This is a genomic window from Microbacterium sp. VKM Ac-2923 (assembly GCF_022815605.1).
GTDB lineage: Bacteria > Actinomycetota > Actinomycetes > Actinomycetales > Microbacteriaceae > Microbacterium.
The window spans coordinates 21,070-45,415 of sequence record NZ_JALGRP010000014.1 but is presented as its reverse complement, the minus strand read 5'-3'; the positions used below and the strand labels follow the sequence as shown (position 1 = coordinate 45,415).

At 68.6% G+C, this 24,346-nt stretch carries 45 protein-coding genes; 37 read left to right on the top strand and 8 right to left on the bottom strand.

The window, feature by feature from the left end; genetic code table 11:
• From MT347_RS16570 to MT347_RS16485, 19 genes are all read left to right on the top strand, one after another.
• A complete protein-coding gene (locus MT347_RS16570) occupies positions 1-426 on the top strand; it encodes a hypothetical protein (protein ID WP_243502489.1) in 426 nt (141 codons plus the stop codon).
• Positions 423-830, top strand: coding sequence for a hypothetical protein (locus MT347_RS16565; protein WP_243502488.1), 408 nt, complete (start codon positions 423-425; stop codon positions 828-830). Before MT347_RS16570 ends, MT347_RS16565 begins: the two co-directional genes overlap by 4 nt.
• Positions 811-1,782: an HNH endonuclease gene (locus tag MT347_RS16560; RefSeq protein ID WP_243502487.1), complete on the top strand. Its 972-nt coding sequence runs from the start codon at positions 811-813 to the stop codon at positions 1,780-1,782. Before MT347_RS16565 ends, MT347_RS16560 begins: the two co-directional genes overlap by 20 nt.
• 80 nt (positions 1,783-1,862) lie before the next feature.
• Positions 1,863-2,054 (top strand): hypothetical protein, encoded by a 192-nt coding sequence (locus MT347_RS16555; RefSeq protein WP_243502486.1) that lies wholly within the window; start codon positions 1,863-1,865, stop codon positions 2,052-2,054.
• A 228-nt stretch (positions 2,055-2,282) separates the two neighbouring features.
• Positions 2,283-3,029, top strand: a complete 747-nt coding sequence (locus MT347_RS16550) for a hypothetical protein (RefSeq protein WP_243502485.1) — start codon at positions 2,283-2,285, stop codon at positions 3,027-3,029.
• A 31-nt stretch (positions 3,030-3,060) separates the two neighbouring features.
• Positions 3,061-3,795 carry a DNA methyltransferase gene (locus MT347_RS16545; RefSeq protein WP_243502484.1) on the top strand — a complete coding sequence of 245 codons (735 nt, stop codon included), beginning with the start codon at positions 3,061-3,063 and terminating at the stop codon, positions 3,793-3,795.
• Positions 3,792-4,337, top strand: a complete 546-nt coding sequence (locus tag MT347_RS16540; protein WP_243502483.1) for a hypothetical protein — start codon at positions 3,792-3,794, stop codon at positions 4,335-4,337. Before MT347_RS16545 ends, MT347_RS16540 begins: the two co-directional genes overlap by 4 nt.
• Positions 4,334-4,666 carry a hypothetical protein gene (locus MT347_RS16535; RefSeq protein WP_243502482.1) on the top strand — a complete coding sequence of 111 codons (333 nt, stop codon included), beginning with the start codon at positions 4,334-4,336 and terminating at the stop codon, positions 4,664-4,666. Before MT347_RS16540 ends, MT347_RS16535 begins: the two co-directional genes overlap by 4 nt.
• Positions 4,666-5,058, top strand: a complete 393-nt coding sequence (locus tag MT347_RS16530; RefSeq protein WP_243502481.1) for a hypothetical protein — start codon at positions 4,666-4,668, stop codon at positions 5,056-5,058. The genes MT347_RS16535 and MT347_RS16530 overlap by 1 nt, the downstream gene beginning before the upstream one ends.
• Before the next feature lie 55 nt (positions 5,059-5,113).
• Complete coding sequence (locus tag MT347_RS16525) at positions 5,114-5,944, top strand: hypothetical protein (protein WP_243502480.1); 831 nt, start codon at positions 5,114-5,116, stop codon at positions 5,942-5,944.
• Positions 5,941-6,219 carry a hypothetical protein gene (locus tag MT347_RS16520; RefSeq protein WP_243502479.1) on the top strand — a complete coding sequence of 93 codons (279 nt, stop codon included), beginning with the start codon at positions 5,941-5,943 and terminating at the stop codon, positions 6,217-6,219. The genes MT347_RS16525 and MT347_RS16520 overlap by 4 nt, the downstream gene beginning before the upstream one ends.
• Positions 6,216-6,737, top strand: coding sequence for a hypothetical protein (locus MT347_RS16515; RefSeq protein WP_243502478.1), 522 nt, complete (start codon positions 6,216-6,218; stop codon positions 6,735-6,737). Before MT347_RS16520 ends, MT347_RS16515 begins: the two co-directional genes overlap by 4 nt.
• On the top strand, positions 6,727-6,930 hold the full coding sequence (locus tag MT347_RS16510; protein WP_243502477.1) for a hypothetical protein: 204 nt from the start codon (positions 6,727-6,729) through the stop codon (positions 6,928-6,930). The genes MT347_RS16515 and MT347_RS16510 overlap by 11 nt, the downstream gene beginning before the upstream one ends.
• The gene (gene dut / locus MT347_RS16505; RefSeq protein ID WP_243502476.1) at positions 6,927-7,391 is read left to right on the top strand and encodes a dUTP diphosphatase; all 465 of its coding nucleotides are present in this window, start codon (positions 6,927-6,929) and stop codon (positions 7,389-7,391) included. The genes MT347_RS16510 and dut overlap by 4 nt, the downstream gene beginning before the upstream one ends.
• Positions 7,381-7,929, top strand: a complete 549-nt coding sequence (locus MT347_RS16500) for a hypothetical protein (protein ID WP_243502475.1) — start codon at positions 7,381-7,383, stop codon at positions 7,927-7,929. The genes dut and MT347_RS16500 overlap by 11 nt, the downstream gene beginning before the upstream one ends.
• Entirely contained in the window at positions 7,926-8,075 is a 150-nt protein-coding gene (locus MT347_RS16495; protein WP_243502474.1) for a hypothetical protein, read from the top strand. The genes MT347_RS16500 and MT347_RS16495 overlap by 4 nt, the downstream gene beginning before the upstream one ends.
• Positions 8,072-8,203 carry a hypothetical protein gene (locus MT347_RS18295; protein WP_279391465.1) on the top strand — a complete coding sequence of 44 codons (132 nt, stop codon included), beginning with the start codon at positions 8,072-8,074 and terminating at the stop codon, positions 8,201-8,203. Before MT347_RS16495 ends, MT347_RS18295 begins: the two co-directional genes overlap by 4 nt.
• Positions 8,203-8,466 carry a hypothetical protein gene (locus tag MT347_RS16490; protein WP_243502473.1) on the top strand — a complete coding sequence of 88 codons (264 nt, stop codon included), beginning with the start codon at positions 8,203-8,205 and terminating at the stop codon, positions 8,464-8,466. Before MT347_RS18295 ends, MT347_RS16490 begins: the two co-directional genes overlap by 1 nt.
• Positions 8,463-8,846 (top strand): hypothetical protein, encoded by a 384-nt coding sequence (locus MT347_RS16485; RefSeq protein ID WP_243502472.1) that lies wholly within the window; start codon positions 8,463-8,465, stop codon positions 8,844-8,846. The genes MT347_RS16490 and MT347_RS16485 overlap by 4 nt, the downstream gene beginning before the upstream one ends.
• Before the next feature lie 177 nt (positions 8,847-9,023).
• On the opposite strand, the gene MT347_RS16480 is transcribed toward MT347_RS16485, so the two are convergent.
• Both MT347_RS16480 and MT347_RS16475 read right to left on the bottom strand, forming a co-directional pair.
• Positions 9,024-9,209, bottom strand: a complete 186-nt coding sequence (locus MT347_RS16480) for a helix-turn-helix domain-containing protein (protein WP_243502471.1) — start codon at positions 9,207-9,209, stop codon at positions 9,024-9,026.
• Positions 9,206-9,448, bottom strand: coding sequence for a hypothetical protein (locus MT347_RS16475; RefSeq protein ID WP_243502470.1), 243 nt, complete (start codon positions 9,446-9,448; stop codon positions 9,206-9,208). Before MT347_RS16475 ends, MT347_RS16480 begins: the two co-directional genes overlap by 4 nt.
• 130 nt (positions 9,449-9,578) lie before the next feature.
• Between MT347_RS16475 and MT347_RS16470 the strand changes: the two genes are divergently transcribed.
• From MT347_RS16470 to MT347_RS16450, 5 genes are all read left to right on the top strand, one after another.
• Positions 9,579-10,154, top strand: coding sequence for a hypothetical protein (locus MT347_RS16470; protein WP_243502469.1), 576 nt, complete (start codon positions 9,579-9,581; stop codon positions 10,152-10,154).
• On the top strand, positions 10,151-10,381 hold the full coding sequence (locus tag MT347_RS16465; protein ID WP_243502468.1) for a hypothetical protein: 231 nt from the start codon (positions 10,151-10,153) through the stop codon (positions 10,379-10,381). Before MT347_RS16470 ends, MT347_RS16465 begins: the two co-directional genes overlap by 4 nt.
• A 330-nt stretch (positions 10,382-10,711) precedes the next feature.
• Entirely contained in the window at positions 10,712-10,861 is a 150-nt protein-coding gene (locus MT347_RS16460; RefSeq protein WP_243502467.1) for a hypothetical protein, read from the top strand.
• A 20-nt stretch (positions 10,862-10,881) separates the two neighbouring features.
• Positions 10,882-11,151, top strand: coding sequence for a hypothetical protein (locus MT347_RS16455; RefSeq protein ID WP_243502466.1), 270 nt, complete (start codon positions 10,882-10,884; stop codon positions 11,149-11,151).
• A 198-nt stretch (positions 11,152-11,349) separates the two neighbouring features.
• Positions 11,350-11,778: an endonuclease domain-containing protein gene (locus MT347_RS16450; protein WP_243502465.1), complete on the top strand. Its 429-nt coding sequence runs from the start codon at positions 11,350-11,352 to the stop codon at positions 11,776-11,778.
• Between the two features lie 196 nt (positions 11,779-11,974).
• Here the strand turns inward: MT347_RS16450 and MT347_RS16445 are convergent, their stop codons facing one another.
• Positions 11,975-12,223: a transcriptional regulator gene (locus tag MT347_RS16445; RefSeq protein WP_243502464.1), complete on the bottom strand. Its 249-nt coding sequence runs from the start codon at positions 12,221-12,223 to the stop codon at positions 11,975-11,977.
• A gap of 197 nt (positions 12,224-12,420) precedes the next feature.
• Here MT347_RS16445 and MT347_RS16440 point away from each other — a divergent pair, with 197 nt between their 5' ends.
• Complete coding sequence (locus MT347_RS16440) at positions 12,421-12,660, top strand: hypothetical protein (protein WP_243502463.1); 240 nt, start codon at positions 12,421-12,423, stop codon at positions 12,658-12,660.
• 312 nt (positions 12,661-12,972) lie between these two features.
• On the opposite strand, the gene MT347_RS16435 is transcribed toward MT347_RS16440, so the two are convergent.
• From MT347_RS16435 to MT347_RS16420, 4 genes are all read right to left on the bottom strand, one after another.
• A complete protein-coding gene (locus MT347_RS16435; RefSeq protein WP_243502462.1) occupies positions 12,973-13,251 on the bottom strand; it encodes a hypothetical protein in 279 nt (92 codons plus the stop codon).
• On the bottom strand, positions 13,248-13,526 hold the full coding sequence (locus MT347_RS16430; protein WP_243502461.1) for a hypothetical protein: 279 nt from the start codon (positions 13,524-13,526) through the stop codon (positions 13,248-13,250). The genes MT347_RS16435 and MT347_RS16430 overlap by 4 nt, the downstream gene beginning before the upstream one ends.
• A gap of 102 nt (positions 13,527-13,628) precedes the next feature.
• Entirely contained in the window at positions 13,629-14,192 is a 564-nt protein-coding gene (locus tag MT347_RS16425; RefSeq protein WP_243502460.1) for a hypothetical protein, read from the bottom strand.
• 100 nt (positions 14,193-14,292) lie between these two features.
• Complete coding sequence (locus MT347_RS16420) at positions 14,293-14,670, bottom strand: hypothetical protein (RefSeq protein ID WP_243502459.1); 378 nt, start codon at positions 14,668-14,670, stop codon at positions 14,293-14,295.
• A 370-nt stretch (positions 14,671-15,040) separates the two neighbouring features.
• Between MT347_RS16420 and MT347_RS16415 the strand changes: the two genes are divergently transcribed.
• From MT347_RS16415 to MT347_RS16400, 4 genes are all read left to right on the top strand, one after another.
• Positions 15,041-15,202 (top strand): hypothetical protein, encoded by a 162-nt coding sequence (locus tag MT347_RS16415; RefSeq protein ID WP_243502458.1) that lies wholly within the window; start codon positions 15,041-15,043, stop codon positions 15,200-15,202.
• A 484-nt stretch (positions 15,203-15,686) separates the two neighbouring features.
• Complete coding sequence (locus MT347_RS16410) at positions 15,687-16,001, top strand: hypothetical protein (RefSeq protein ID WP_243502457.1); 315 nt, start codon at positions 15,687-15,689, stop codon at positions 15,999-16,001.
• On the top strand, positions 15,998-16,279 hold the full coding sequence (locus MT347_RS16405; protein WP_243502456.1) for a hypothetical protein: 282 nt from the start codon (positions 15,998-16,000) through the stop codon (positions 16,277-16,279). The genes MT347_RS16410 and MT347_RS16405 overlap by 4 nt, the downstream gene beginning before the upstream one ends.
• Positions 16,276-16,665, top strand: a complete 390-nt coding sequence (locus MT347_RS16400; protein WP_243502455.1) for a hypothetical protein — start codon at positions 16,276-16,278, stop codon at positions 16,663-16,665. Before MT347_RS16405 ends, MT347_RS16400 begins: the two co-directional genes overlap by 4 nt.
• 96 nt (positions 16,666-16,761) lie before the next feature.
• On the opposite strand, the gene MT347_RS16395 is transcribed toward MT347_RS16400, so the two are convergent.
• The gene (locus tag MT347_RS16395; protein WP_243502454.1) at positions 16,762-17,028 is read right to left on the bottom strand and encodes a hypothetical protein; all 267 of its coding nucleotides are present in this window, start codon (positions 17,026-17,028) and stop codon (positions 16,762-16,764) included.
• A gap of 92 nt (positions 17,029-17,120) precedes the next feature.
• Between MT347_RS16395 and MT347_RS16390 the strand changes: the two genes are divergently transcribed.
• The 8 genes from MT347_RS16390 (at position 17,121) to MT347_RS16355 (ending at position 24,273) form a co-directional block, all read left to right on the top strand.
• A complete protein-coding gene (locus MT347_RS16390; protein ID WP_243502453.1) occupies positions 17,121-17,381 on the top strand; it encodes a hypothetical protein in 261 nt (86 codons plus the stop codon).
• The gene (locus tag MT347_RS16385) at positions 17,371-17,871 is read left to right on the top strand and encodes a hypothetical protein (RefSeq protein ID WP_243502452.1); all 501 of its coding nucleotides are present in this window, start codon (positions 17,371-17,373) and stop codon (positions 17,869-17,871) included. Before MT347_RS16390 ends, MT347_RS16385 begins: the two co-directional genes overlap by 11 nt.
• 1 nt (position 17,872) lies before the next feature.
• Positions 17,873-19,627: a terminase large subunit domain-containing protein gene (locus MT347_RS16380; RefSeq protein ID WP_243502451.1), complete on the top strand. Its 1,755-nt coding sequence runs from the start codon at positions 17,873-17,875 to the stop codon at positions 19,625-19,627.
• A 13-nt stretch (positions 19,628-19,640) separates the two neighbouring features.
• Positions 19,641-21,044, top strand: coding sequence for a hypothetical protein (locus MT347_RS16375; RefSeq protein WP_243502450.1), 1,404 nt, complete (start codon positions 19,641-19,643; stop codon positions 21,042-21,044).
• Positions 21,037-22,050 (top strand): hypothetical protein, encoded by a 1,014-nt coding sequence (locus MT347_RS16370; RefSeq protein ID WP_243502449.1) that lies wholly within the window; start codon positions 21,037-21,039, stop codon positions 22,048-22,050. Before MT347_RS16375 ends, MT347_RS16370 begins: the two co-directional genes overlap by 8 nt.
• A 78-nt stretch (positions 22,051-22,128) precedes the next feature.
• A complete protein-coding gene (locus tag MT347_RS16365; RefSeq protein WP_243502448.1) occupies positions 22,129-22,845 on the top strand; it encodes a hypothetical protein in 717 nt (238 codons plus the stop codon).
• 27 nt (positions 22,846-22,872) lie between these two features.
• Positions 22,873-23,274, top strand: coding sequence for a hypothetical protein (locus tag MT347_RS16360; protein ID WP_243502447.1), 402 nt, complete (start codon positions 22,873-22,875; stop codon positions 23,272-23,274).
• A 3-nt stretch (positions 23,275-23,277) separates the two neighbouring features.
• On the top strand, positions 23,278-24,273 hold the full coding sequence (locus tag MT347_RS16355; RefSeq protein WP_243502446.1) for a major capsid protein: 996 nt from the start codon (positions 23,278-23,280) through the stop codon (positions 24,271-24,273).
• The last annotated feature ends 73 nt before the right edge of the window (positions 24,274-24,346 follow it).

Genomic DNA, 24,346 nt, shown 5'->3' with positions numbered 1-24,346 from the left:
GTGCCGATCCTGAACTACACGACCACCATCGACGTCGAGAAGACGATGGGCGAAATCAACCGAGCCCTCGCCAGACGCGGCGTCACCCGAATATCCACGATCTACGACGATCAGGGCGTCGCCGCCGGCATCGCCTTCACCATGAAGACCGACTACGGGTTTCGCGAGTTCGAGCTGCCCGTCCGCACCGCGGGCGTCCTGTCCGCGATGAAAGCCGACCCGGCAGTGAAACCGGCGCAGAAGACCGCTGCCCAGGCCGCACGCGTCGCATGGCGGATCGCGAAGGACTGGCTCGAGGCGCAGTCCGCGCTCATCGACGCGCAGCTCGCGACGCTCGACGAGGTGATGCTGCCGTACATGGTCGGTCCGAGCGGAGAGACGATGTACGCGGTCTTCCGCTCGCAGCAGAAGGAGATCACCCAGTGAGCACGGTGTCCCGAAACGTCGTGTTCTGGCCTCGCATGAGGGTGCGCGGACGTCGGAACCGCGCGAAGCTCGCCGCCCGCTACACCGACCGGGTCGTTCAGTATGCCGTCGTGGGGAACGCCTGCCCTGAGAGCGGCAGGGTCGAGTTCATCACTGTCCCCGCCGAACGCGCGACGCACCGGCTCGTGCACAGCCAGACGCGCGACGGGTTCGGTCGCATCGTCCCGACACCCAAGCCCGCGACGAAGTCAACCCCGAAACCGCCGTTGAGCGCCTTCCCGATGCCGAGACGGAGGGAGATCTCAATGAACCTCAACGTCGCGATGGACCCGGATGCCGCGCGCGACATCTTCGACTCGATCCTGGGGAGGGCGGCACCGCGAAATGCCCTGGTTCAAGATTGACGACGGCTTCTGGTCGCACCCGAAGGTGCTCGAGTTGTCGGATGCCGCGATAACTCTCTGGGTGAGAGCCGGGTCTTACTGCGCGGGGCACCTCACCGATGGAGCGTTGACGCGGGCGACGCTTCGCCTTCTGTCCGCTGTGCCCGACGACGCAACCGAACTGGTCGCCGTCGGTTTGTGGGACGTCACGCCGACGGGCTGGGAGTTCCACGACTGGGCGGACTACCAGCCGACGCGTGAGCAGGTTCTCGCGCAGCGCGCCGGCGACAACCGCCGACAGGAGCTATCTCGCAACCCGGAGCTTCGCGACGCCATTCGTCGCCGTGACGGAAGCAACTGCCAGTACTGCGGGCGCGCCGTCAACTGGTCCGACAGGAAAAGTCCGACAGGAGGCACGTACGACCACGTCGACCCGGCAGGTCCGAACTCGGTCGACAACCTCGTCGTGGCATGCCGAGGGTGTAATTCGAGGAAGGGAAAGCGAACACCCGATCAGGCCGGAATGAAGATGATGCGATCTAGGTCCGATCTAGTGACAAATCAAGCCCCGTCCCGTCCCGTCCCGACCCGACCCGACCCTCCTGACCTAGTCGGTCAGTCGTCACGCGACGGACTGACCGACGAGAGCTACGAGGAGATCATCGGAGCTATGGGCATCGACCCAGGGCGACTCAAGGCCCACATCAAGGAGAAGACCGGCCGCGTCGTCTCGGCGCAGGAAGCGATGAGCGTCGCCAGCGCGATCCTCTCCCGCGGCAAGGACGTAGCTAAGCCTCAGGGGTACGTGCTCGGCGCGATCACCCGCGCACCCGGCGAGGTGCGCGAGCAACTCGATCAGGCCCGGCCGACGTCCTCGCCTCGGCGCGAGCACGAGTGCGCCGAGCATCCGCACTACCCACTGCCGTGCGACAAGTGCGCGCAGATCGCATCAGAAGGCGCGCTCGCCGCCTGACCCCACCCCACCCACAGACCCCGGCCGCCGGTCGGGGTCACTTCGTGCTGCCGTCGCGCAGCTCCACAGAAAGAACCACCATGTCGCTGTACCTCATCATCGCCCTGTCCGTCATCGTCTTCGCCGGCTTCCTCTGCCTGATCTCCGGGATCGGGCAGACGTCGAAAGCGCAGATGGTGAGCAACGACTGGGCGCGCGCCCTCGGATGGGTCATGGTCGCCGCGATCATCGCCCTCGCCGCCGTCGCGGCGGTTGATCGGATGCCGCTGTGACGCTCGCTGACGCCGCCATGCTCGCGTTCCTCGAGCGCGTGTCGCGGCTGTATCGAGTGCGGGCGCGGTCTCGGCTCGCGCTCGAGCGTGAGCGGCCCCGTCGCCGTGGGTAGGCCGTCGGGCCGGACTTACCGGTGCCCGAAGACCCACAAGCACGGCGAGACGGCCACCTGCTACGCCCACGGATGCGGATGCGCCGACTGCCGCAAAGGGCACCGCGAGCGCACCGTGCGCCGCAGGAAAGACCAGGCGTACGGCCGCTACGAGTCGCCGATGGTCGACTCCGCCGCGACCGTCGCCAAGGTCGAGATCCTCCGCACCGATGGATGGACCTGGGAGCAGATCGCGACGGCCGCCGGGTTCAAGCTCAAGGCCCAGGCGCAGATGATCGTCAACCGGCGGTCGTCGAAAGTGCATCGGAAAACCGAGGCCGCAGTGCTCGCGATCACTGACCGCCCCGCCTCCCCGCCGCGCGCCACCGTCGACCCGACGGGGACGCGCCGCCGGCTGTACGCGCTCGCCCGTCTCGGATGGTCGTGGACGGCGATCGCCGAGGAGTCCGGCTACGGCTGGACGGTCAAGTTCGTCAGCCACACGGCCGTCGGCGGCAAGAGCGTGATGCTCAAGACCGCGGATGCCGTGCGCGAGGTCTACGAGCGACTCGCCGACACACCCCCGCCAGCAGGCGGCCCGAGCACCCGCGCGAAGAACTACGCGATCGCGCACGGCTGGCACGCGCCGATCGAGTGGCTCGACGTCGACATGGACGACCCCGAAGCCGAACCGACCCCTCTCGAGGAGTCGGAGCCCGGGTGGGCCGTCGCCGAGGCCGCACACCTGTACGCGCTCGGCGAGTCGTCCGTCCAGGCAGCGGCGCAGATCGGACGCGACCCGTCGGTGCTCGCTCGCCTCGCCCGCCGGCACGGCCGGAAAGACCTCGCGTCGTGGCTCGGAGAGAGCGCGCGCGCCGCATGACACACACATCACCCACGAAAGGACCGGACGCATGACCGCGCCCACCCTGGCATACGAATCCGACCTCGCGACGATCTGGCTCGGCGACGCCCGCGACGTCCTCCCGACCATCCCGAAAGAGTCCGTCGACCTCATCGTCACCGACCCGCCCTACTCGGTTGAGTGGCAGTCGAGGCGGCGTGCCGAGAGCTTCGAGCAGCTCCTCGGCGACGGCGATAACGACGACGACCGAGCCGTGATCTCGGCCGTGCTCACGCAGTGCGTCCGCATCGTCGGGCAGAACCGTCACCTGTACGTCTTCGGTCCCGCGGAAGCGCTGGCCGGCCAGAAGGTGTCGGAAGTCGTCGAGCTCGTCTGGGACAAGGGCATGCTCGGATCGGGCGACATGACGGCGGCGTGGGGACCGCAGCACGAGCGCGTGAGCTTCTGCACGTCGAAGTTCCGTCACGCCGGCGAGACGGGCAAGGCGAACGTGCCCACACGTCTTCGGAAGGGATCGGTGCTGAGCTTCACCCGTCCCACCGGCCGCAAGGTGCGGCATCCGTCGGAGAAGCCGTGGCCGTTGCTGGCAGAACTGATCGAGTCGTCGTCGCGGCGCGGCGATCTGGTGGTCGATCCGTTCGCAGGCGTCGGATCCACCGGCGTCGCCGCGATCCTCACCGGACGACGGGCGGTCCTCGTCGAGAAAGACCCCCGCTGGCTACCGATCGCAGTCGAGCGGATCAAGGCCGCCGAAGCGATCGCCCTGCAGGGGGTGGCGGCATGACGACCTACTTCGGAATTGACTTTTCGCTCGAGTCGACCGGCCTCGCCATGTTCGACGGCGAGACGTGGGACACCACGACGGTCAAGACGAAGACGCTCGGCCCCGCGCACGGCGACTTCATCGACCGCATGGACGAGATCGCCGGGAAGGTGATCTCGTGGTGCGACCCGCACGAGGGCGACGTGGTCGCCCTCGAGGGTCCGGCGCTGGCCGCGAAGTCGCGCGCACTCGACCGCATGTTCGGCGGCTGGTGGATGCTGTACCGCGCGCTCCGCGAGCACGGGGCCGAGCCGTTCGTCGTCACCACTGGGACGCTCAAGAAGCTCGCGACAGGCTCGGGGTCGGCGGGCAAGGATCAGATGCTCCTCGCCGGCGCGCGACGGCTGCAGGCGGCGCCCATCGAGAACAACGACGAAGCGGATGCCGCGTGGCTCACCGTGGCCGCGGCGCGCATCGACGGGCACGAGATCGTCAAGCTCCCGAAGCTGCACACCGACGGCCTCGACGGCCTCATCCGCGGCACGCGGAAGGCCACCCCGTGAGCGCGGTGCGGTGCATCGAGGGCCTCGTGCTCGCCTCGACGTCGGTCCGGGTGCAGTTCGGCGTGCCGCGGGCGTGGGTCCGCCGGTCGGGCTCCACCCGGATCGTGACCGAGGCGCACGCCGTATGGCGACTCACGGACGGGCAGTGGGAGATCGGCCGAGTCACCGTGACCTCCGCACCACCGCTCCGCGACGGCGTGACGCCGTCCACCCGATCGAAAGACCAGGATCTCGGCCGGTTCGAGATCCCGGCATTCCTCGACGCGTTCCCCGAGGTCGGCACCCCGCCGGCCGTGCGCGTCACCATCACCGACGGAAAGGCCCAGTAGTGGCGAAGGTCGAAGTTCAAGGCGTCGTCGAGCGCATCCACACCCGAGGCTCCGGGTTCACCGTCCGCGAGTCGTGGACCCGCCGCGACGGATCGGGGGAGTCGAGCCGGTTCTGGTCCGTCTTCCTGCCGGAGCGGACGGCCGTGCGCGTCATCGCCGGGGACCGCGTGCGCGTCGTCGGCGCGCTCCGCGCTGACGTGTCGAAGCGCGACAACCGCTACGTCGACCACACGGTCAGCAACGCGGCCGTCGAGATCACGCAGGAGAACGGCCCGCGCTCGTGGGGGCCGCCGTCTGACGATGAGCCGCCCGCGCCGACGGACGCCGACGCCCCGCCGGCTGACCCGGTGTGGGACGTCGCGCGCATCCCCGGCGACGAAATCCCGTACTGATCCTCACCATGCTCGCGCGCCCCGGCGTGCCTGCTCTCACATCGAAGGAGGCGGCGTGACCGACTCAAGAATCTGCATCACTCACGAGTTGAACCTGATCGCCCGCACGGACCGCCCGCGCCCGTGCATGCGGAAGGGCGAGCACTACGCCGCGTGCGAGACGGAGGAGACGGGATGCCGCGGGTGCGTCCCGCGCACGGCCCGACACGGCCTGCTCTGCGACGTCTGCTGGGAGGTGGCGAAGGACGCGATCGCCCGCGTCGGCGAACTGATCGCCCACCTCCGCTCCATCAACAACGGCGGCCAGTCGATCGGCGAACGCGTCGACACGTCCAAGACCATCAAGATCCCGCTCTACGAGTCGTGGCTCGCCGCCGACGAACTGCTCGACGCCCTCGGCGTACGCCCCATGCCGTCGACCGTCGAGATCTGGCAGTTGGCATGGATCGTGTCCGACGCTCTCGTCGACTGGCGCGACCTTGAGGCGCGCGTCGACACGATCGCCGGCGCATCCGGCGTCGTCATCCTCGCCCGCCGGATGCAGACCGCGCTCCGCCGCTGGCCCGGCGCGGAGGCCCACTTCCGCCCCATCCCCGAGCTGCTATGCCCGTCGTGCCGACAGCGCACGCTCTGGCGCCGTGGGCCGCTCGAGTTCGGCGACGATCTCCGCGCCGAGTGCCGCGGATCGAACCTCATGTACGAGCAGGGCATCGGCTACGACCACTGCGAGTTCTCGCAGGACTGGTTCGAGTTCTCCGCGATCTACGCCCCGATCTTCGAGTGGGTGCTCAAGAAGCGGGACCAGGACGAGCGCGCCGAACGGAAGAAGGCGCGGAAAGCGCAGCTCGCCGAGGCGTTCGGCGACGAGCAGAAGGAGATCGCGTGAGCGAGGTACAGGACTCCGACGTCGTGGAGGCGGTCGTCGGAACGGAGCGTCGCGAGGACGAGCACGTCGGCCGCGCAGTGACGGCCGAGGAGCGCATGTACGTGCTCCACTCCCGACGCTGCATCGAGTCCGGCATCGACGTGCGCGCGTGCGCGTTCTCGGCTTCCCTCGACCGCGGCATCGACCTCAACGTCTGGCGCGACCACATGGACGCGCCTGTCGTGCTCGGCATCGGCGACGCCCTCGGCGACCTCGAGCCGCGGAGCGCCGCGTGATCGGCCGCGACGGCATCGAGAGCGCCCGGGCGCAGTTCGACGCCGAGACGACCGAGCACCGCATGACGGTCGTGCTCGACGAAGGGCTGCACCGTCACCTGCACTTCGCCCGTCCCGGCACCGGCATGTGGTCGTGGAGCGTCATCACCTGGCCCGGCCACCTCGCGATCGCTGGCGATATCGGCGACGGATGGATGTTCGCCCGCGAGGACGACATGCTGCAGTGGTTCGGCCGCAACGGTCACCAGTCGGGCATCAACCCCGGCTACTGGTCCGAGAAGATGCCCGAGCACCACCGCAACGCGGCCCGGCATTTCTCCGCCGCCCGCTTCGAGCAACACATGCGAACGGCCGTCGCCGAGCTCGACGTGAACGAAGCCACCCGCCTCGACGTGCTCGGCGCGCTTGAGGACGACGTGTTCCTCGGCTACGACGACCTGTCGTGGACGGCAGCCGCCCTCGAGGGGATCAGCGACCTCGTCCCCTTCTACGCAACGGAGCCCACGGATGCCGACTAAGCCCATCCCCACCCCCCAGCCCGGCGACTTCGTCGGCGCGATCTGCCCCGCGTGCGGCGCATGGGGCGTCCACCACTGCACCACCTCGACCGGCCGCGACCACCCCTCACGCACCCGCGCCGAGGCCGCCTGGAACGCCGACCTCGATCGCGAATTCACCCACCTGACCAACACCATGAAGGAGACACGATGACGAGCCTGACGAAGATCCTGGCCGCCGACCCGACCGTCCCGATCCCCACGCAGGGCGCGCTCCCCGAGTACGCCCGTGCCGGCGACGCGGGTGCTGACCTGTGCGCCGCCGATGACGTCTGGCTCACCCCGGCCGGCTTCCGCGTCATCAACACCACGACGCGCGTCAAGATCCCCGAGGGGCACTTCGGACTCGTCGCCGGCCGATCCGGGCTCGGCCTCAAGCACGGCATCGCGCTCGTCAACGGCATCGGTGTGATCGACGCTGGCTACCGCGGCGAGATCGCCGTCGGCCTCATCAACCACGGCGCCCAGCCGTTCCACGTCGAGAAGGGCGACCGCGTCGCGCAGCTCATCATCGTGCCGTTCGTCACCGGGCACTTCGAGTCCGCCGTCGTCCTCGCTGAAAGCGAGCGGGGCGAGGGCGGCTTCGGTTCGACGGGGGTGCGCGGTGCAGCGTGAGCGTCGGCGCGCCGGGCGCGCGATCCGCAAGGCCCGCCGCGAGCAGCGTGAAGCGTTTGAGGCCGTCGCGACGCTCGACCTGAGCGCCATGTTCGCCGAGATCAGCGCGGCCGTCGAGCGCGTCGCGGCGGAGTTCGCCAACGTCGTGCGCGTCATCGTCATGGACTTCGCGCGAGCGAGCGCGCCCCTCATGGCCTACTACCGGCTCGCCGTGTTCGAGAGCGAGCAGCAGGCGTTTCGCAATCGGCTCGCGTTCCGCGCGCTCGAGCCCCTTCGTCGTCCGCACGCCGATCACGTGACCGTCGAGGCGTGGCCGCTGGACTGCATCGAGGGGGAGTGCGATCACGTCACCGAGGAGGGCGAGGGCGACCTCGGCCTGTGCTCGCCGACGAATTTCGCGGCGTGCGTCGACTGCATGGACGAGAAGGGCGCGGGCCGCGACGAGGAGGGCTGGGAAGACTGGCCCCTCGAGGCGTGGCCGCACCCCGGCTCGTCGGGCTGGATGGAGACACCCCCGACCATGGCGGATGCCGCGTGACCGGCAAGGAGTGGGTCGAGTGCCCGTGCGGCGAGTCCATCAGCGTGTCGGGCAGCGACTTCGGCCGCGCCGTGCTCGCCGCCTGGCGCTCCCAGCACGCCACCCACGAGAAGACCACCGACACGAAGGGGAGTGAGGCGACGTGATCGACCTGACCACCGTGCCCGAGCCGTCCAACGCGTTCCGGGTGATCTGCAACCTGTTCGGGTGCTACATGCACAACGGCGCGTGCGTGAACTGCTGTGCGCCCGAAGACGCGGAAGCGAGCGAGTGATGGGCATCCTCGTCATCCTCGTGCTCACCGTCGTCCCCATCGCGCTCTACTGGCCCGAGCGTGGTGACGAACGAAAACGAGCCGTCTACGTCACCAAGAGCAGCGATCCCATCTTCGGGCGCAAGGCGTGGAGCCACCGGTACGACGATCTCGATCGCATGGCCGGTCGCCCCATCCATCGCGGCATGAGCGTCGCGCCGCCATGGGCGAAGCGCCTCAGACGCCGCAACCGACACGACCACCCGAACGGGAGCGCAGCGTGATTCCACACACCCAGACGATCTTCGTCAACGACCCGAGAGGCATCCCGGGTGACTGCATGCGCACGGCGGTGGCGTCGCTCATGGACTTGCCAACCGAGGCGGTGCCGCACTTCGTACTGTTCGATGCGCCTGGTGCATGGTTCCAAGTGTTCACGCTCTGGCTGCGCGGTCGCGGCCTGACAATCCGCCCGATGCGAGGCGAGGACGTCGACCAGCCATGCCTCGCGATTGGCATGTCACCACGCGACGTCGAGCACGTCGTCGTGTGGGGCCCGAATGGAATGATTCATGACCCGCACCCGTCGCGCGATGGCATCGAGCCACGACAGTTCTGGGCGCTCGTGCCCACCAACCTGCTGGACAGGAGCACGGATGCGTAATCGCACCCCTTGGCAGCGACTCACGCCGCGCGGACTGATCGCGTTCTGGCAGTGCTACCGGATGCAGTGGCGGCACCTGCGCCGCTCACACGGCACGCGCCGATCTGCGGCCCACACCGCCTGGTATTACGGGCCGATCCGATGACCGAGAACCACCTGATTGGGAGCCGAGGGTGACTACCGCTTGCCAGCCCACTTGCGGACGGTCATCCGGTCTACGCCGAGTGCCCGCGCCACCGCCGCCTCGGCGTGCCCCTCGGCCAGTGCTCGGATTGCCGTCTCTCGCGCTACCTCGACCGCTTTGTCGAGGGACGCGCGAGAGCGCCGGAGGCGAGCCCCGGCGCTCTCAAGCTCGTCGTTCATGCGACGAGCATCTCACGGCTGCCGTTCCACTTTGCGAAGCATTCGTTCGCGGCCTTGCGGGCGGCTGCCTCGGTGAACTCGACCTTCCAGGTGGTCGAGCGGCGGTCAGCGTCACGCTTGACCATGTGGACGAAGTCAACGATGAAGATTGTGCGGCCTGCGTGGTTGACCTCGCGGAAGATGCTGACGCGGGTCGAGTTGTCGGCGGTAAGGACGGTGGCGATGCGGTGGCTGCTCATGTAGATGACTCTACAGGGCAGACTGTAGATGTGTCTACACATTCGAGAAAGAATTTTGAACCGAGGAAGAGCAGCATGCATCAGACCACCCAATCGACTGCACAGGACCACGTGAACGGGGGTCCGGAGCATGGCTAGGCTCGCGATCGCAGACCCGCCCTACTACCGTCGCGGTGAGCGATGGTACGGCAACGGCAACGGCGACTGGTCGGGCAACGGGACCGCCGACGTGCACCCGGAGGCCGGTATCTGGGACTCACCAGGTGCGCACATCGATCTGGTGCAACGCCTCACCGTCGAGTACGACGGATGGGCGATCGCTCTGTCGCCGGATTCGCTCGCGCTCTACCTCGCCGCATGCCCTCCTGACGTGCACGTGATGGTCTGGCACCGCCGCAACGGCATGCCGGGCGGAAACAGGGTGCGACGGTGCTGGGAACCGGTCATCTTGCGACAGCCTGCCGACCGTCGCGGGCGCGGCGTGGTCAGCATGACCACGAGCGACGTGCTCGATGCACCCGCGGGACGCCCGGGGTTCGCCGGAGCCAAGCCCGCCAGCTGGACCCGGTGGGTTCTCGACGCGCTCGGGTACGCACCTGGTGCCGACACGTTGGACGACCTATTCCCGGGATCGGGCGCGGTGTCGGCCGCGGCGGACGGCATGCTCGCCCTGGTGTCCGGATCGAGTGATCGGGGGTCCGGGTGACGGGGGAGCGGGACGAGCAGCGCCGCGCCGCGCTCGTCCCGCTCGACGTCCTCGAGGTGCGCTTCGGGATCAGCCGGCGCACCCTATTCCGCTGGCTCAAGGCGGACGGGATCGAGACTCACGGCAACGGCACGAAGGAAAAGGCCGTCAAATGGGGCGACGTCGAGGATGCGTCCATGCGTTCGACACACTGGCCGGGCGCGACAGGGTGGCACTCGAAAGTCTGATACAGTTCTCTACTGTTGGGCAACGCCCGCAACCACCCCGCCTCAGAGCGGGGTTTCGTGCTTTCAAAGAGGGTCCTCGGAGCGGCCGCGGGAACAGCCGCCTCGAGTCGAGAGAAGCACGGATCGGTCGCGGCGAGCGGCCCGACACCCAGGATGCCGGCACGGGAGCGCAAACCCGCCGGCTACACAAGACCCCGGCTCCGAGGGACGCAAATCGGGCACCCCAATCCACCCCGCCGCGCAGCATCCGCACGCGGTACCCAGAGCGCGCCGAACACCTACAGGGCTCGCGGCGGGGAACACCTACAGGAAGGCGCAACCGTGGACGCAATGACGCCTTCCCGGCGCAAAGAGCCCGAGCTCCGCCATGACGGCCTGTACGAGTGCCCCGACTGCGAGCGCACCTACGATGCCGAGATCGCGCTCGTGTGGTGCTGCAACTCGGCGGCGCTCAACCGCTACGGCGCAACCTCCGACTGATCCCTGAGAGAATCGGGGGCATGAGCGCCCCGCAGCAGCAGACCCGTACCGTTTCCGGCCTCGCCGTCGCCGCGCTCGTCGCAGGCGTCGCCGCCATGATCCTGCTCGCGAACCTGCCCGCTCGCGACGCCGCGTGGGCATTCGCCGTCGGCGCAGCAGCGCTCATCTTCGCCCTCGTCGAGACGGTCAACTGCGTGCGCACCGGACGCGGCCTTAGCTGGCTCGCGATCGCGGGCGGGATGCTCGGCCTCGTCGTCACCGTGCTCGGAGGCCTCGCCTCACTCGTCTAAGGAGCCCGCATGCCCGGATGCGCCGTAGAGCATTGTTCGACACCGGCGCGATCCCGAAACGCGCGCTACTGCGAGAAGCACTACACGCGAAACCGCGTGCACGGCGACCCCCTCGCGACAAAAAGGCGAACCCCCACTGGAACCTGTCACCGGTGCGGCGAGCCCACCAAGGAGCCCTCACGAGGGATCTTCTGCTCGATGCTGTGCGCCCGCCGCGATCGTCTCGGCGTTGCAACCGGCGCGCTTTCGTGCACGGTGTGTAGCGGCGCAATCCACGAGGATCGCCGGCTCGACTCCACGCTCTGCTCGATCGAGTGTCGCAACGTCCGAGATCGAGCGCGCCGCTATGGCGTGAAAGCACCGGACCTTCACGCCGCGCTGGCCGCGCACGATGGGTGCCACATATGCGGCGCGCTCGGCGCAACGCACATCGACCACGACCACGCGACCGGCATCGTCCGCGGCATCCTGTGCTCCACCTGCAACACCGGACTCGGCATGCTCAGGGACTCGCCCGTGATCCTTCGGGCAGCCGCGAACTACATCGAAGAACGGAGCCGCGGTGAGTGGATGGAAAGGATCAACCCGCAAGCAGACGCTCCCCCCGGACTGGGAAAAGCGGCGTAAGGCGCAGCTTGAGCGTGATCGCTACCGGTGTCAGCACATTCGCGAGGACACCCAGCAAAAATGCGGGGCGCACGCGAACCAGTGCGACCATGTCGGCGACCGACTCGACCACACTCGGCTCACCTCCCTGTGCGAATACCACCACCAGATCAAAAGCAGCGCGCAGGGCGGCCAAGCGGCCTCAGCGCGACGGAAATCAGCTCGACGCAATCACCCCGGCGTCCGCCGCTGACGCTGATCCCTTCGGCTTTCGAGCCCCCCAGTTGCCCCGTCCGGGGCGCGACGCGTGCCACGCGTCGATCGTCGCCTGCGTCCAGCCGCGCGCCGCGTTGATCCCGGACCCGACACGGACGTCGGGCTCGGGCAGCGGGTACTTCGCGACGGTGTCGCGCGACACGTCGAGGTGACGCGCCACGTCGAGCAGGGACATGTACTGGACGGTCATGTCCTCAGTATCGCGTGCCTCGACAGGCTCGTGTGTAATATCGACCACGTTCGGTTCCCTTCGATCCGAGCAATTGGATGCCGCAAACTTGGCCGTGGCGGCATCCGGCGGCCCCGGTGAGCAACATGCTCCCGGGGCCGTACTTCTTTGAGGTGGCCCGACCCGGGCCACACGATCCTGCACCGGAGGCGCAAGACATGACTACTTCGAGCGGCATGACCGGAAGCCCCGACGGCGTCGTCTACCCCGGCACCACTCAGACCGAGGGCGACTACATCGCCGCGCAAATCGAGCGACTCCGCATCGAGGCGGGCGTGCAACCGCGACCCGCCGCCGAGACGGTCCCGGTCCTGGTGTGCGACGTTCCCCAGTGCGAGCAGCCTGCAACTCTCACCGCCGGTTCGTTCGCACGCTGCAACAGCCACCCCCCTCAGTAACCACGGCCGCGGGCATCCCGGATCGGGAACGCCCAGAGGACGAAGCGGTCGGCCAGGATGCGCGCCCACTCGCGCGCCGTGGGCTTCCCGTCCGGCGCGAACCGGACGCTCACCCTGCAACTCCCCGCGCGCCCCACGTCTGCAATTCGCCCTCACCGGGCGCAATCTCGACGAGCGCAATCTCTCCGCGCGCCTCACCTGCAACCCCCTGCCAGTCGATACCTGCAAGAGTCGCCGGCCGGGCGGACGTTGCCGCCGGCGTGGGAGCGGCTGACGCGACGCCCGTGGGCGGCTCGAGCAAGAAGTCGCCCATCAGTCATCCTCATCCGGGAGCTGCAGCTCTCGCACGGTCACCCAAGAGCCCCCGTCGAGCGACGCGACCAGGCCAAACCCGCCCCCGGTGACGAACGAGAGCACTGCCGACTGATCGTCGTCACCCCGCGCCGAAACCCACACGCGACCCGACGGTCCCACCGCCCCGATCTCCACTCGATCGTTCATCAGGGCATCCATCACGTCGGATGCGTCGAGCCCCTGGGACTCTGCAATTCGCTCTGAGATCTCGGCCGCAAGATCCTTCACCGCGCTCACCGGGTGACTCCCTCGAGCTCGCTCGCCGGGATCGCGACCGTCTCGCCGTCGGCGTAGAAGACGACACCGTCGCGCACCTCGAACGACCGTCCCGCGCCGTTGCTCCGTGTCTGCGCGTCCCAGTAGCAATCCGTGACCTGATCTTCGGTCGCGCACGCCGGGAGCGGGAGAGCGTCGCGCACAGCCGCGGCCGTGCCCCACGTGAGCGCCGACATGACGACGACGCCCGCAATTGCTCGCGTCACGGTGCGGAGCGCGGTAGATGCAATGAACATGATGTGATCCCTTCGGTTGCCCCCGGCTTGGCTCCGGGGGTTGGTGGCGCGTGGGGGACTTGCAACCCCGGCCCGGCGTCAAACCGGACGCGCCTGTCGGCGTCAGAACACCTCGACCCATTCGCCGGATGCAAGCTGCCGCCATTCCGTGTCGACGGGCACCTCGACGTCCGACCGGATAGGCGTCACAGGCGCGAGATCGGCCGCTGACACGATCGAATGCACCTGCTGACGGGAGAGCCCCACGGCCGACGCGATCGCCGTCTTAGCCGCCCCACGCCGCGACGCCTCGACGATGAGCGCGTCACGCTCACCCATGAGTCGACGCAACTCGACAAGCTGGCCTAGCGAGTAGTCAGCCGAGTCGAGGTACGCAACCTCGGCGCGCTCCGCAACGGCCGCCGCCCGCCACTCCGTCGGCGTCATCCGCGCGGTCGCGTCCTCCTCCTCGACCCACTGCCGAAACTCGGCCGACAGGTGCTTACGGATGACGTGCCACGGCCCACGGAACGCGGCGAGATCCGAGTCTCCACCGAGACGCGAGACGAGACGCTCCGCCGCGGGCGTCGCCGCCCACAGGTACGTTGCTCCGCCGCTGAACGCGTGGAACCGTGCGATCTCGCCCGCGACGTAGTCGCGCCATGCCTGTTCATCGTTGCGATTCACCGCAACCCCCTTCGATCGTCGGCCGCTTGGCTCGGCCGGTAAGTGTGTGAGGTAATCCCCGACCCGCGCCCCGGCATCCGGGACGCGAGCCGCAAACGGCCTACGTGTGTGCGAGATCCGCGGTAGGGCGAACGATCGTTCCCCGCGACGTGAACACGAGCCCCGGGATGACGTCGAGGCGGTCGAGGCTGACGATGCCGTCACGGGCCGTCTCCGCCTCGCCGACAGTCGGGAACGGTCCCGCCACCTGCCCGGAGGAGACGCCGCGCCGGTAGACGTAGAAGCCGGTCACGTAGCCGCGACGGTTGCGGCTTGGGAACGCCCGCGCAATCCCGTCGGCCTCATCCGCGCCCCATGCATCCGCGCGCTCCGCCCACGCCGCATATGCCGCGCCCTCATCGGCGAACCGTGAAGGCCGCGGGTCGACCTCCGCGAACGCAACCGCATATGCCGCCCGGATCTCGCCGACGCCGGTCATGCCGACACCTCAAGCGGCCAGGTGATCTCAGCTTGGCGGTATGGGGTGTCGTCCATGCACGCGCCGCAGCACGTCTTGAACATCAGGTGCGCACAGACGTCGTCGCATCCTCCACAAAGGCACCGCGCGGCGATGGTTACGGGTTCTTGCATGATCCGATTCCCCCTCGGTCTCAGGTGCTTGGCTCACCTGCTTGGCTTGTGAACACAACAATACCCCCATTCGTGGGGGTTGTTCAATCGGTTGACACTGCAACCCACCGCAACGGCTCACAAAACCCCGCAAAGACGCGGGAAAACAGGGCGCCATGAATACCGGGACACACTCACAGCGCCGGCGTGTCGCGACCCCACAGCGCGAGAGGCCGACCATGAGACTCCACCTGCTGCACAGCTGGACACCATGGGAGTACACCCGCGAGTACAGATGGTTCGCGCCGTTCGAGCACGACTACCCCGCGAAGGTGTACCGCGTGTACGTCCGCACCTGCTCCACCTGTGGCGCGCCTCAGTCCCGCCGGATGGCCGCCTGACACGGGACACCTCGCAGCTCACCCGCTCACCCATGCCTCATGCGTAGGGGGAGAGAGGCACACACGGGGGAGAGACACGGAGCCCACGCGCACGCCGCACCGCACGCGCCCCGCTCGCCGCCTCTCCCGCCTCTCGGGTAGTGCCGACACACGGGGAGTGACACACGCCCGCACACGCCGCGCCCGTCGCCTCGCCTCACGCCTCGCCCGTGTCGCCTCGCCGGTCACCCGCACATGTGTCGCGTGACACGACACCCTGCCCCCGTCGCCCGACGCGACGCCCGACGCGCACCCCCGGGGCACCACCCCCCACCCCCCTGCCCGCCCCGCTCGCAAGCGTTCTGCCTTTCGCGGTGCGCGCGACTCTGGGGGGTGCTCATGCGCCCCGCGGCCGACCGCGCCCGACCCCCGCGCCGATCGCCACCGTCGCCCCCGCAGGCCGCCCCGGGCGATCCCCGCCCCGACCCTCGAGGAGATCCGAGCCATGACCGACACCCCGTTCCGACTCGACCCGAGCCTGTCCGAGCCCGCCACTTCGACCGACCGGGCGCTGACCGGCCCCGTCGTCGACCGCCGACCCGCCGACGCAATCGCCGCGCGCTTCACGCCCGCCGCGACGAGCTCGCCGCCGACGCCGGTGCAGCACGCGCACGTCGCGGCGCTGCAGGCCGATGTCATCACGCTCGCCCGCTCGATCGATGCCCTCGTGCCCGACGGCCGGGACAAGTCGATCGCGCTCACCGCGCTCGAAGATGTGCAGATGCGCGCGAACCGCGGCGTCTTCGCGGACGCCCGGTGAGCGTTCAGACGCTCGCGGCGATCGAGGCGGCGATCATCGCGCACCACCGCGACACCGCAGACTCTGAGAACGTCGAGCGGGCCACCGCGCTCGTCACGAGATGGGTGATCGGGTACGAGATCGCGAACGTGGTGGACGTCGGCGAGGCCGAGGGTGGGCACGTCATGGGCTACGCGAACTCCTACGTCATGTCCGACTCGTCGCCGAACACGCTCGCGCACCTGGCCTACTGGACCGGCGACGTCATCGACAGCGAAATCAACAGAGGCGGCGAATGACGCTCGGCCCGCTGTACCACTGGTCGCCGCGGGACCGTCTGTCGAGCATCAAGCGGCTCGGGCTCGTGCCGGGGCGTCGGAACGTCCGCGGTCCCGTCTTCCACGGGACTACGGACAACCCGTCGAACTCGGAGAACGAAGACCTCGGCGCAGGGGAGTTCACGCAGGCCGGCGTGTGCTTTTCGCTCGACCCGGCGACCGCGTGGGCCTACTCGCACGCCGTCTTCAACGTTCCCGGCACCTACGACCTCTGGCAAGTCTGGCTCGAGCAGACCGACGAGGTTCACGTGCTCCCGATGTGGGGCGATCGGATCGTCGAGGTCCGCGTCCGGAACCGCGTCCGCAAGGCCCGGCTTGTCTGGGTCGGCGAACGCACGATCGCCTGACCACGCGCGCTTGCGCGCACCTTCCCCGCTCGTCTAACGGCAGGACACCCGATTCTGGGTCGGGCAATCGAGGTTCGAGTCCTCGGCAGGGAGCAGTTACCGCGTCATCAGCGTGATCGCCGCGGCCACGGCCGCGAGCACCGCGGCGCAGCTTGCGACGTTGCGCGTCGCCGGGTTGCGGATGCCGCCGAGCACGGCGAGAACGATGCCGGCGAGGCCGATCAGCAGGGGGATGAGCCCCCAAATGCCGAACACGGCGCCCATGGCGGCGACGATCGCGAGGCCGAGTCCCCATGCCGTCAGCGCCTTCGACGCTTCGCGCGTCTCGCCCTGGTCCGCCTGGTGCTCGATCCGGTTCGTCATGCCCACATCGTCCCACGCGTCGCCGGCGCACCCCAACCCCTCATTCCCGCTCCGATCTGGCGCGGGCTTCCGCTTCGGATGGAGACACCCACATGCCCGACCCCATCGACCCCCGGACCATCGCGATCCTCGGTGCGACGCTCGACGACGCGCGCCGGTGGCGGGAGGAGCATCCCGCGCTGCAGGGCGCGCGCCTCTACTCCCCGCTCTCGCGGAGCCTGGACGGTGCGATCGTGTCGGACCTGTACACGACCCCGGCTTTCGATCTGCTCCGCTCGCGCGACGCCGAGATCGCGCTTGTGATGATGCGGCGGAACCTAGCCAAGATGCAGGGGGCGCGCCGTGGCGGGTAAGGGCTTCGCCGCGAGTGGTACGCGCTCGCGTAAGCGCGACGAGCAGGTGCGCGACACCGTGCGCTCGGACGGCAAGCTCGGCGGCTACGACCTCCGGGATCTCCCGCAGGAGTACCTCCCGCTCAAGCCGAAGAAGGAGTGGGCGGACGAGAACGTCCCCGAGTACGAGCAGTGGCACATCGCGACGCTCACGTGGTGGGATAACTGGCGCAGCTCGCCGCAGGCGACGCGGATGCTCACCGACCCCGACTGGGACTACCTGCTCGACACGGCGCTGATGCATCACCGCACCTGGATGAGCGGCGGATCGAACACCGAGCGCCTCGCCGAGATCCGCATTCGAGTCGCGAACTTCGGCGCCACCGTCGCCGACCGCGCGCGGCTCCGCTTCGAGATCGAAGCCCCCGCCGAGCAGCACGGCCCCGGACGCACCGGCGTCGGTGGCGAGGTCATCGACATGGAAGACCGCCGACGAGCCCTGGGAGGCTGACATGCCTCGCCGCCTCATCACCCACCCGCAGCACAACCGGAAGCGGTCGCTCGGGTTCCTGGCGACGTGGTGGATCGAGTCGTTCGTCGTGCACGGCCGAGGCGGCATCCGCGGGACGCCCATCCGGTACGGGCTCGAGTACACCGGGTTCATCGTCGACTGCTACGCGCACGACGCCCGCGGGAAGCGGCTCTACAACTCGGCGTTCTTCTCGCGCCCGAAGGGCACCGACAAGTCCGGCCTCGCCGGCGCGCTCGTGCTGTTCGAGGCGTTCGGCCCCGCGCGGTTTGCCGGCTGGGCGAAGGGCGGCGAGACGTACGAGTTCCTCGGGAAGACGTACACCTACGTCAAGGGCGAGCCCATGGGCAAGCCGGTCAACAACCCCGTCGTCAAGATCATGGCGACCGAGGAAGGCCAGACCGGCAACGTCTTCGACAACGTCTACTACAACCTGAACGAAGAGACGTCGCCGCTCTACGCGCTCAAGGCCGGGTACGGCCTCGACGTCGGCAAGACGCGGATCATCCTCGCCACCGGCGGGACGATCGAGCCGTCGACCGCCGGCGCGGCGTCGAAGGACGGTGGGCTCGAGACGTTCGCCGTCTTCGACGAGACGCACCTCTACACGACGCCCACGCTGCACGACATGTACGACACCGTGACGCGAAACCTCGACAAGCGCCGCTCCGAAGGCACGTGGTACATCGAGACGACCACGATGTACGAGCCCGGCGCGGAGTCCGTCGCCGAGCTGACGTTCTACCAGGCGCAGCTCATCGACGAGGGCAAGGCCCGATCGAAGTCGCTCCTCTACGACCACCGCTGGGCGGATATCTACTCGCTCGACAAGATCAAGGTCGACGACCCGACAAAGGTCGGCGGGAAGCGCGTCGAGACGGAGGCCGAGTACCTCGACCGGCTCCGCGCCGGCTTCCACGAGGCATTCGGCGACGTCATGGCGTGGAAGAACGTCGAGGACATGCTCGAGAGCGCGTTCGACACGCGCCGCGCCGAGCAGGACACGATCCGTTACTTCTTCAACGCCGTCGTCGAGGGCAAGCACCAGTGGATGAAGCACGCCGTGTGGTCGAAGCTGTCGATCGCGAGCATCCGCGCGGCTGCCAAAGAGCGCGGCGAGAAAATCTCCCTCAAACGCGTCTGGGACGGCGACAAGATCGCGCTTGGCTTCGACGGCGGCTTGACAGACGACGCGACAGTCCTCATCGGATGCCGAATCAGCGACGGATACATCTTCCCCCTGGGGATCTGGGAGGCGCCCGATACTGCGGAGGCGAAGGACTGGCAGGTGGATCACCTCGAGGTCGACGCCGCCGTTCGCGGTGCGTTCAAGAAGTACAAGGTGGTCGCGTTTCTCGCCGATCCGCCGCACTGGCGCGACTACGTCGACAAGTGGGAGCTCGACCTGGCATCCGACCTCGTGGTGAAGGCGACAGAGGCGCGGCCCATTGCGTTCGAGACGGCTCGGCACAACGAAATGGCGAAGGTCATCGAGCGCACGGAGACGGCGTTGCGGACCGGCGAGCTTCGCCACGGCGCGCACAAGGCGCTGACCCGGCACGTAATGAACGCACGCCGCTGGAAGCGCACGGGCGGCGACGTCATCGGCAAGGACCGCAAGGGCTCGCCGAAAAAGATGGACGCCGCCGTCGGCATGTGCCTCGCCGTGGAAGGCCGAGCGCGCTACCTGAAAGCACCTACGGCCCCTCAGACGGGGGTGCCGATCCGAGTTCGATGAAAGGGGTACGCCCGTGCTGATCGAGACGAGTATCCCCGGTTCTGACGACTGGTGGCTCATGCGCCTGGCCGAGAAGCTCGGCGCTGGGATGCCGCGCATGCACAAGCTCACGCGATACCGGAACGGCGACGCGCTCCTCCCGGAGAACGAGTGGGACGCCGGAACGCGCGAGTCGTACAAGCGCTGGCTCTACCGTTCCCGCCTGCACATCGTCGAGGCCCTCCGGGACGCGAAGACGAACCGTCAGCGTGTCATCGGGTTCCGCACCGGTGCCGGTGATGACGACTCGGGCGACTCGGCGGCGTGGGAGCACTGGCAGCGGAACCGCATGAAGACGCAGTCGCCCCGCCTGTTCAACGACACCGGGGATTACGGCCGCGCCTACCTGCTGACCATGCCGGCCGACGACGGTCCCCTGTGGAACGTGCGGAACGAGTGGACGACGATCACCGAACCAAACGGGCTCCGACCCTGGCTTACCGAGGCCGGGATCACGGTCGGTTACGACCAGATTCTCGGGCTCGAGGTCATCATCCTCTACCGGCCCGGCTATTACCGAGTGGCCTACCGTTCCACCCGCGTTCCGACGCTCCCGCAGAACGGATCGGTCTGGCACCCGGGGAACGGGTGGGACTGGGCAGGGGAACGGATCGCAACGCCGTGGACCGCTGACGCCCTGCTGCAGAAGAACTGCACGGTCGACGCCTACGGGATCTACGAGAAGCACCTCGACACGATCGACCGGATCAACGAGATCACGCTCAACACGATCACCCTGATCGTGATGCAGTCGTTTCGCCAGCGCGGCGTGAAGGGCGGCCTTCCGGAGTTCTACCCCGAGGGGCACCCGGACGCCGGAAAGCGGATCGACTACGACGAGCTGTTCAAGGCCGGTCCGGCGGCGCTCTGGCTCCTGCCGGCGAACGCCGACGTGTGGGAGTCCAACCCGGTCGATATCACGCCGATCTACCAGTACCGGCGCGAGGAAATGAAGATGCTGTCGTCGCTCACCGCGACGCCGCAGGACATGTTCGACGGGGACTCGCAGAATCAGTCGGCCATGGGTGCTCAGGTGAGCCGCGAGCCGCTCATCCACAGTGTGACGCGGCTGAACGACCAGGCCGAGGTGTCGCTGACGCAGGGCATGGCGCAGTCGTTTCAGATCGAGGGCGACCGTGTCCGCGGGAACGTCGCGAACCTCGAGGTCATGTGGGCGAAGGTGTCGCCGGCCACCCTGCAGGAGAAGGCCGAGGCCGTGTCCAAGATGGGCGGCAAGCCCTCGCAGGAGTACATCAACGCCGAGGTGCTGGAAATGACGCCCGCGCAGATCCGCGCCGACGATCAGGCCCGCTCGACCGAGATGTTCCGCGGAGCGCTCGGGCAGTCGACGAACGCGACGGGCGGCGCCAATGGATGAGCGTCGCGCCGGGCTCCTCGTCGACACCGTCGCCGCGCGGCGCACCTCGCTCGCCGAGGCGCTGCTCCGCGTGCTCCTCGGGCTCTGGTTGCCGTTCCGGTGGGCGAACAACCCGGATCTCATCAACGCGGCGGCGGCGCGATCCGCGGTCGACGTCGATATCGCGCTCGCGCAGGCCCGGCGGCTCGCGCGCGCCTTCGAGATCGAGCAGCTCCGCGCGCTCGACGCCCTGCCGACGACGCTCCCGCCGATCGAGGATCTGTACCCTCGCTCGGGAACGGCGATCGTCGAGGTCTACAAGCGGCCGGCGCGGCAGTACGAGCACGCGATCCGCGAGGGGAAGACCCCCGAACAGGCGGAGTCCATTCTCGTCGAGCGGCTCGAGCGGATCGTCGAGGCCGACGTCGCGGCGACGATGCGGGACGAGAAGGACCGCGTCCGCGCCGCCGCCCCCAAGGTCATCGGCTACCGCCGCGTGCTCCGCCCCGAGCGGACGAAGTCCGGCCCCTGTGGCCTGTGCGTCGTCGCCGCCGACCGGATCTACCGCACCGGCGATCTCCTCGAGCTGCACAACGGGTGCGTGTGCGAGACGGTCGACGTCACGGAAGATTCCGACCCCGGGCGATCGCTGAACCGCGAGGATCTCGACCTGATCTACGCCGCGGCCGGCTCCCAGTTCGCCGAGGATCTGCAGCGCACACGCGTCACTGTGCGCGAGAACGGCGAACTGGGGCCGATCCTCGTGCGCGACGGCGACTCGTTCAAAGAGTGGGACCGCGCGAACGCGCAGAACAAGCGCGGCGGAAGCGGCAAGACCTACTCGCCCTACCAGAAGCCGACGGTGGACGACGACTGGCGGAACTGGGTCGACCAGCGCGCCATTTCGGAACGGGCGATCAAGAGGTTCGAGGACGCGAAGCGAAGCGGCTCGAACGTCATCGACTACGACGCGGCGATCGCACACCACCGCTCGCTCATCACCCGGGCTCAGGCGCACGGCGCCTGACCCGCCCCCATCCGTCCCGCGTTCCGCGGGCACCCCGCCCTCGATCCGGGGGCGACACCACAACAGGAGGCATCCACAATGCGGCTCACCCAACCCTTCTTCCGTCCCTGGATCTGGTTCAACGGACCCGAGGTGACCGGAGGCGGCCCCACCGACCTCACGGACGATCAGTTCCGCGAGGCGAACGGCTTCCCCCGGAACACCAAGACCGACGACATGACGGACGCCGAGCAGGCCGCCTACTGGCGCGCCCAGTCGAAGAAGCAGCAGGCCGACGCGAAGGCGAAGGACACGGAACTCGCGAAGTGGCAGGGGCTCGGCGCGTTCGACGCCGTCAGCACCACCGTCACCGACGCCGAGGCAGAGCGGCAGAAGAACCTCACCGACCAGCAGCGCGCGCAGGAGGAGGCCGCCCAGCGCGAAGCCGCCGCCCGCGCCGCCGGCGAGTCGCAGGGAGCCTCCAAGCACCTCAAGGCCGCCGTCGAAGGACAGTTGCTCGCGCTCACGCGGCGCAGCGACGAGGAGCCCGCCGACGCACTCGCGCGAGTGCGCGGCGCGCTCAAGTTCGTCGACACGGCGAAGTTCCTCAACGCCGACGGCGACCTCGATATCGCCGAGGTCGAAGCGTTCGCAGCATCCGTCGCTCCGACTGGTCCCGCGAACTCCGCTACCGGCGACCCGCTCGCCGGGATGCTGTCGCGCCAAGTGCTCCCGCAGCCCGGGGCGGCCGGTTCGGTCGCTTCGCACCGCGAGGCGGCGTACGAGCGCGCCGGCGGCAAGAAGACCAAGTCCTAATCCACCCCTCAGAGAGAGGCAGTCGACATGACTGATTTCAGCATCACCAAGCAGGTGACCGGCGAGAAGATCGACACCCGCTGGCGCGCACAGCGCCACGGACAGGAGGTCACCATCCCCGGCACTCTCGACCCCGCCGCTTTCGCCGGTGTGGTCGCGAAGGGCGCGATCGTCCCCTCGGGCACCGCGCTCTCGAAGCTCACCGGCAAGCGCTACGGCCCGTTCAAGCCCGGCGCGGCGGAGGGAGCCCCCGGGCACACGCTCGACGGCTACCTCAACGACGACTCGGGCGTCGTGCTCACCGACCAGGCGACGTGCGCGGTGCTCAAGCACGGCGTCATCGAGATCGCCTACCTGCCCATCGCCGCGCAGCGCGCCGCCGTCGCCACGGCGGAGTTCACCGGCTCGTTCATCTACATCGAGGACTGATCCATGCCCTACAACCAGGGATTCCGCACCCCCGCGCAGCTCACCGGCGTCGCGCGCGGCGCGTTCGACGCGGCGTACGAGGCGTTCGAGATCGCCGGGCTCCTGCCCGCGGTCGAGAACTTCACCCTCGACTACTCGTTCGTCGTCGGGCAGTCGCCGCTTCCCGCGGCGGCGAAGTTCCGCTCGTTCAACACCCCGTCGATGGTCAACACCGTCGGCCAGGGCGAGACGGCGAGCGGCAAGCTGCCCCCGACCTCGATCCGCCTGCACGTCGACGAGTTCCAGCAGCTCTCGATGTACGGCCAGAACGACGCGATCGGCCGGAAGTTCGAGGAGTACGCCGAGCGCAACGCGCAGTCGATCGCGTACCGCCTCGTGCTCGCCGCGGCCGAGGCCGTCGAGACGGGCAAGATCACCGTCCAGGAGCGTGGCCTGCAGTTCTCGGTCGACTTCGGACGCAAGGTGGACCTCAGCGCCTGGGCCTCAAGCCCGTGGGGTTCGTACGCCACGGCCAAGCCGCTCGAGGATGTCGAGGCGCTCAAGCGGGTCTTCGGCAAGCGCGTCTCCGAGGTACGCCTCAGCGACCTGTCGATGAGCCACCTGCAGCGGAGCACGAGCGTCATCAAGCGCGCCATGCGCCGCGGCACCGACCTCCCCGACATGGTTTCGCAGGAGGACGTGCGCACCGTGTTCCGCGACTTCAACCTCGGCAACCTCATCGTCGTCGAGGACACCGTCATGGACACGAACGGCGACGAGGTGCCCGTCTTCTCCGAGGACGCTGTCATCCTCTCGTCGGGCGGCCAGCTCGGCTCCGCGCAGATCGGCGTCACCGCCGAGTCGATGGACTCGTCCAATGGCATCACCTCGGAAGAGGCTCCCGGCCTGTTCGCCGGCGCGCTGCCCACCGACGACCCGCAGGGCTTCGACGTCCGCGTGACCGGCATCCTCCTGCCGGTTCTGTCGTCCGCCAACAACACCGCCGTCCTCAAGGTCTGACCGACCCGAGCGGCATCCGCGGGGGCGTGGCTTCGGCTCCGCCCCCGCACCCTCACTTTCCTCGACCCACGGA

Coding starts and splice junctions, on each gene's coding strand:
- MT347_RS16560 (WP_243502487.1), top strand. CDS start 811: ATGCCCTGGTTCAAGATTGACGACGGCTTCTGGTCGCACCCGAAGGTG.
- MT347_RS16555 (WP_243502486.1), top strand. CDS start 1,863: ATGTCGCTGTACCTCATCATCGCCCTGTCCGTCATCGTCTTCGCCGGC.
- MT347_RS16545 (WP_243502484.1), top strand. CDS start 3,061: ATGACCGCGCCCACCCTGGCATACGAATCCGACCTCGCGACGATCTGG.
- MT347_RS16540 (WP_243502483.1), top strand. CDS start 3,792: ATGACGACCTACTTCGGAATTGACTTTTCGCTCGAGTCGACCGGCCTC.
- MT347_RS16510 (WP_243502477.1), top strand. CDS start 6,727: ATGCCGACTAAGCCCATCCCCACCCCCCAGCCCGGCGACTTCGTCGGC.
- dut (WP_243502476.1), top strand. CDS start 6,927: ATGACGAGCCTGACGAAGATCCTGGCCGCCGACCCGACCGTCCCGATC.
- MT347_RS16490 (WP_243502473.1), top strand. CDS start 8,203: ATGGGCATCCTCGTCATCCTCGTGCTCACCGTCGTCCCCATCGCGCTC.
- MT347_RS16480 (WP_243502471.1), bottom strand. CDS start 9,209: ATGAACGACGAGCTTGAGAGCGCCGGGGCTCGCCTCCGGCGCTCTCGC.
- MT347_RS16475 (WP_243502470.1), bottom strand. CDS start 9,448: ATGAGCAGCCACCGCATCGCCACCGTCCTTACCGCCGACAACTCGACC.
- MT347_RS16470 (WP_243502469.1), top strand. CDS start 9,579: ATGGCTAGGCTCGCGATCGCAGACCCGCCCTACTACCGTCGCGGTGAG.
- MT347_RS16460 (WP_243502467.1), top strand. CDS start 10,712: ATGACGCCTTCCCGGCGCAAAGAGCCCGAGCTCCGCCATGACGGCCTG.
- MT347_RS16455 (WP_243502466.1), top strand. CDS start 10,882: ATGAGCGCCCCGCAGCAGCAGACCCGTACCGTTTCCGGCCTCGCCGTC.
- MT347_RS16450 (WP_243502465.1), top strand. CDS start 11,350: ATGCTGTGCGCCCGCCGCGATCGTCTCGGCGTTGCAACCGGCGCGCTT.
- MT347_RS16445 (WP_243502464.1), bottom strand. CDS start 12,223: ATGACCGTCCAGTACATGTCCCTGCTCGACGTGGCGCGTCACCTCGAC.
- MT347_RS16440 (WP_243502463.1), top strand. CDS start 12,421: ATGACTACTTCGAGCGGCATGACCGGAAGCCCCGACGGCGTCGTCTAC.
- MT347_RS16430 (WP_243502461.1), bottom strand. CDS start 13,526: ATGTTCATTGCATCTACCGCGCTCCGCACCGTGACGCGAGCAATTGCG.
- MT347_RS16420 (WP_243502459.1), bottom strand. CDS start 14,670: ATGACCGGCGTCGGCGAGATCCGGGCGGCATATGCGGTTGCGTTCGCG.
- MT347_RS16415 (WP_243502458.1), top strand. CDS start 15,041: ATGAGACTCCACCTGCTGCACAGCTGGACACCATGGGAGTACACCCGC.
- MT347_RS16410 (WP_243502457.1), top strand. CDS start 15,687: ATGACCGACACCCCGTTCCGACTCGACCCGAGCCTGTCCGAGCCCGCC.
- MT347_RS16400 (WP_243502455.1), top strand. CDS start 16,276: ATGACGCTCGGCCCGCTGTACCACTGGTCGCCGCGGGACCGTCTGTCG.
- MT347_RS16395 (WP_243502454.1), bottom strand. CDS start 17,028: ATGACGAACCGGATCGAGCACCAGGCGGACCAGGGCGAGACGCGCGAA.
- MT347_RS16390 (WP_243502453.1), top strand. CDS start 17,121: ATGCCCGACCCCATCGACCCCCGGACCATCGCGATCCTCGGTGCGACG.
- MT347_RS16380 (WP_243502451.1), top strand. CDS start 17,873: ATGCCTCGCCGCCTCATCACCCACCCGCAGCACAACCGGAAGCGGTCG.
- MT347_RS16370 (WP_243502449.1), top strand. CDS start 21,037: ATGGATGAGCGTCGCGCCGGGCTCCTCGTCGACACCGTCGCCGCGCGG.
- MT347_RS16365 (WP_243502448.1), top strand. CDS start 22,129: ATGCGGCTCACCCAACCCTTCTTCCGTCCCTGGATCTGGTTCAACGGA.
- MT347_RS16360 (WP_243502447.1), top strand. CDS start 22,873: ATGACTGATTTCAGCATCACCAAGCAGGTGACCGGCGAGAAGATCGAC.
- MT347_RS16355 (WP_243502446.1), top strand. CDS start 23,278: ATGCCCTACAACCAGGGATTCCGCACCCCCGCGCAGCTCACCGGCGTC.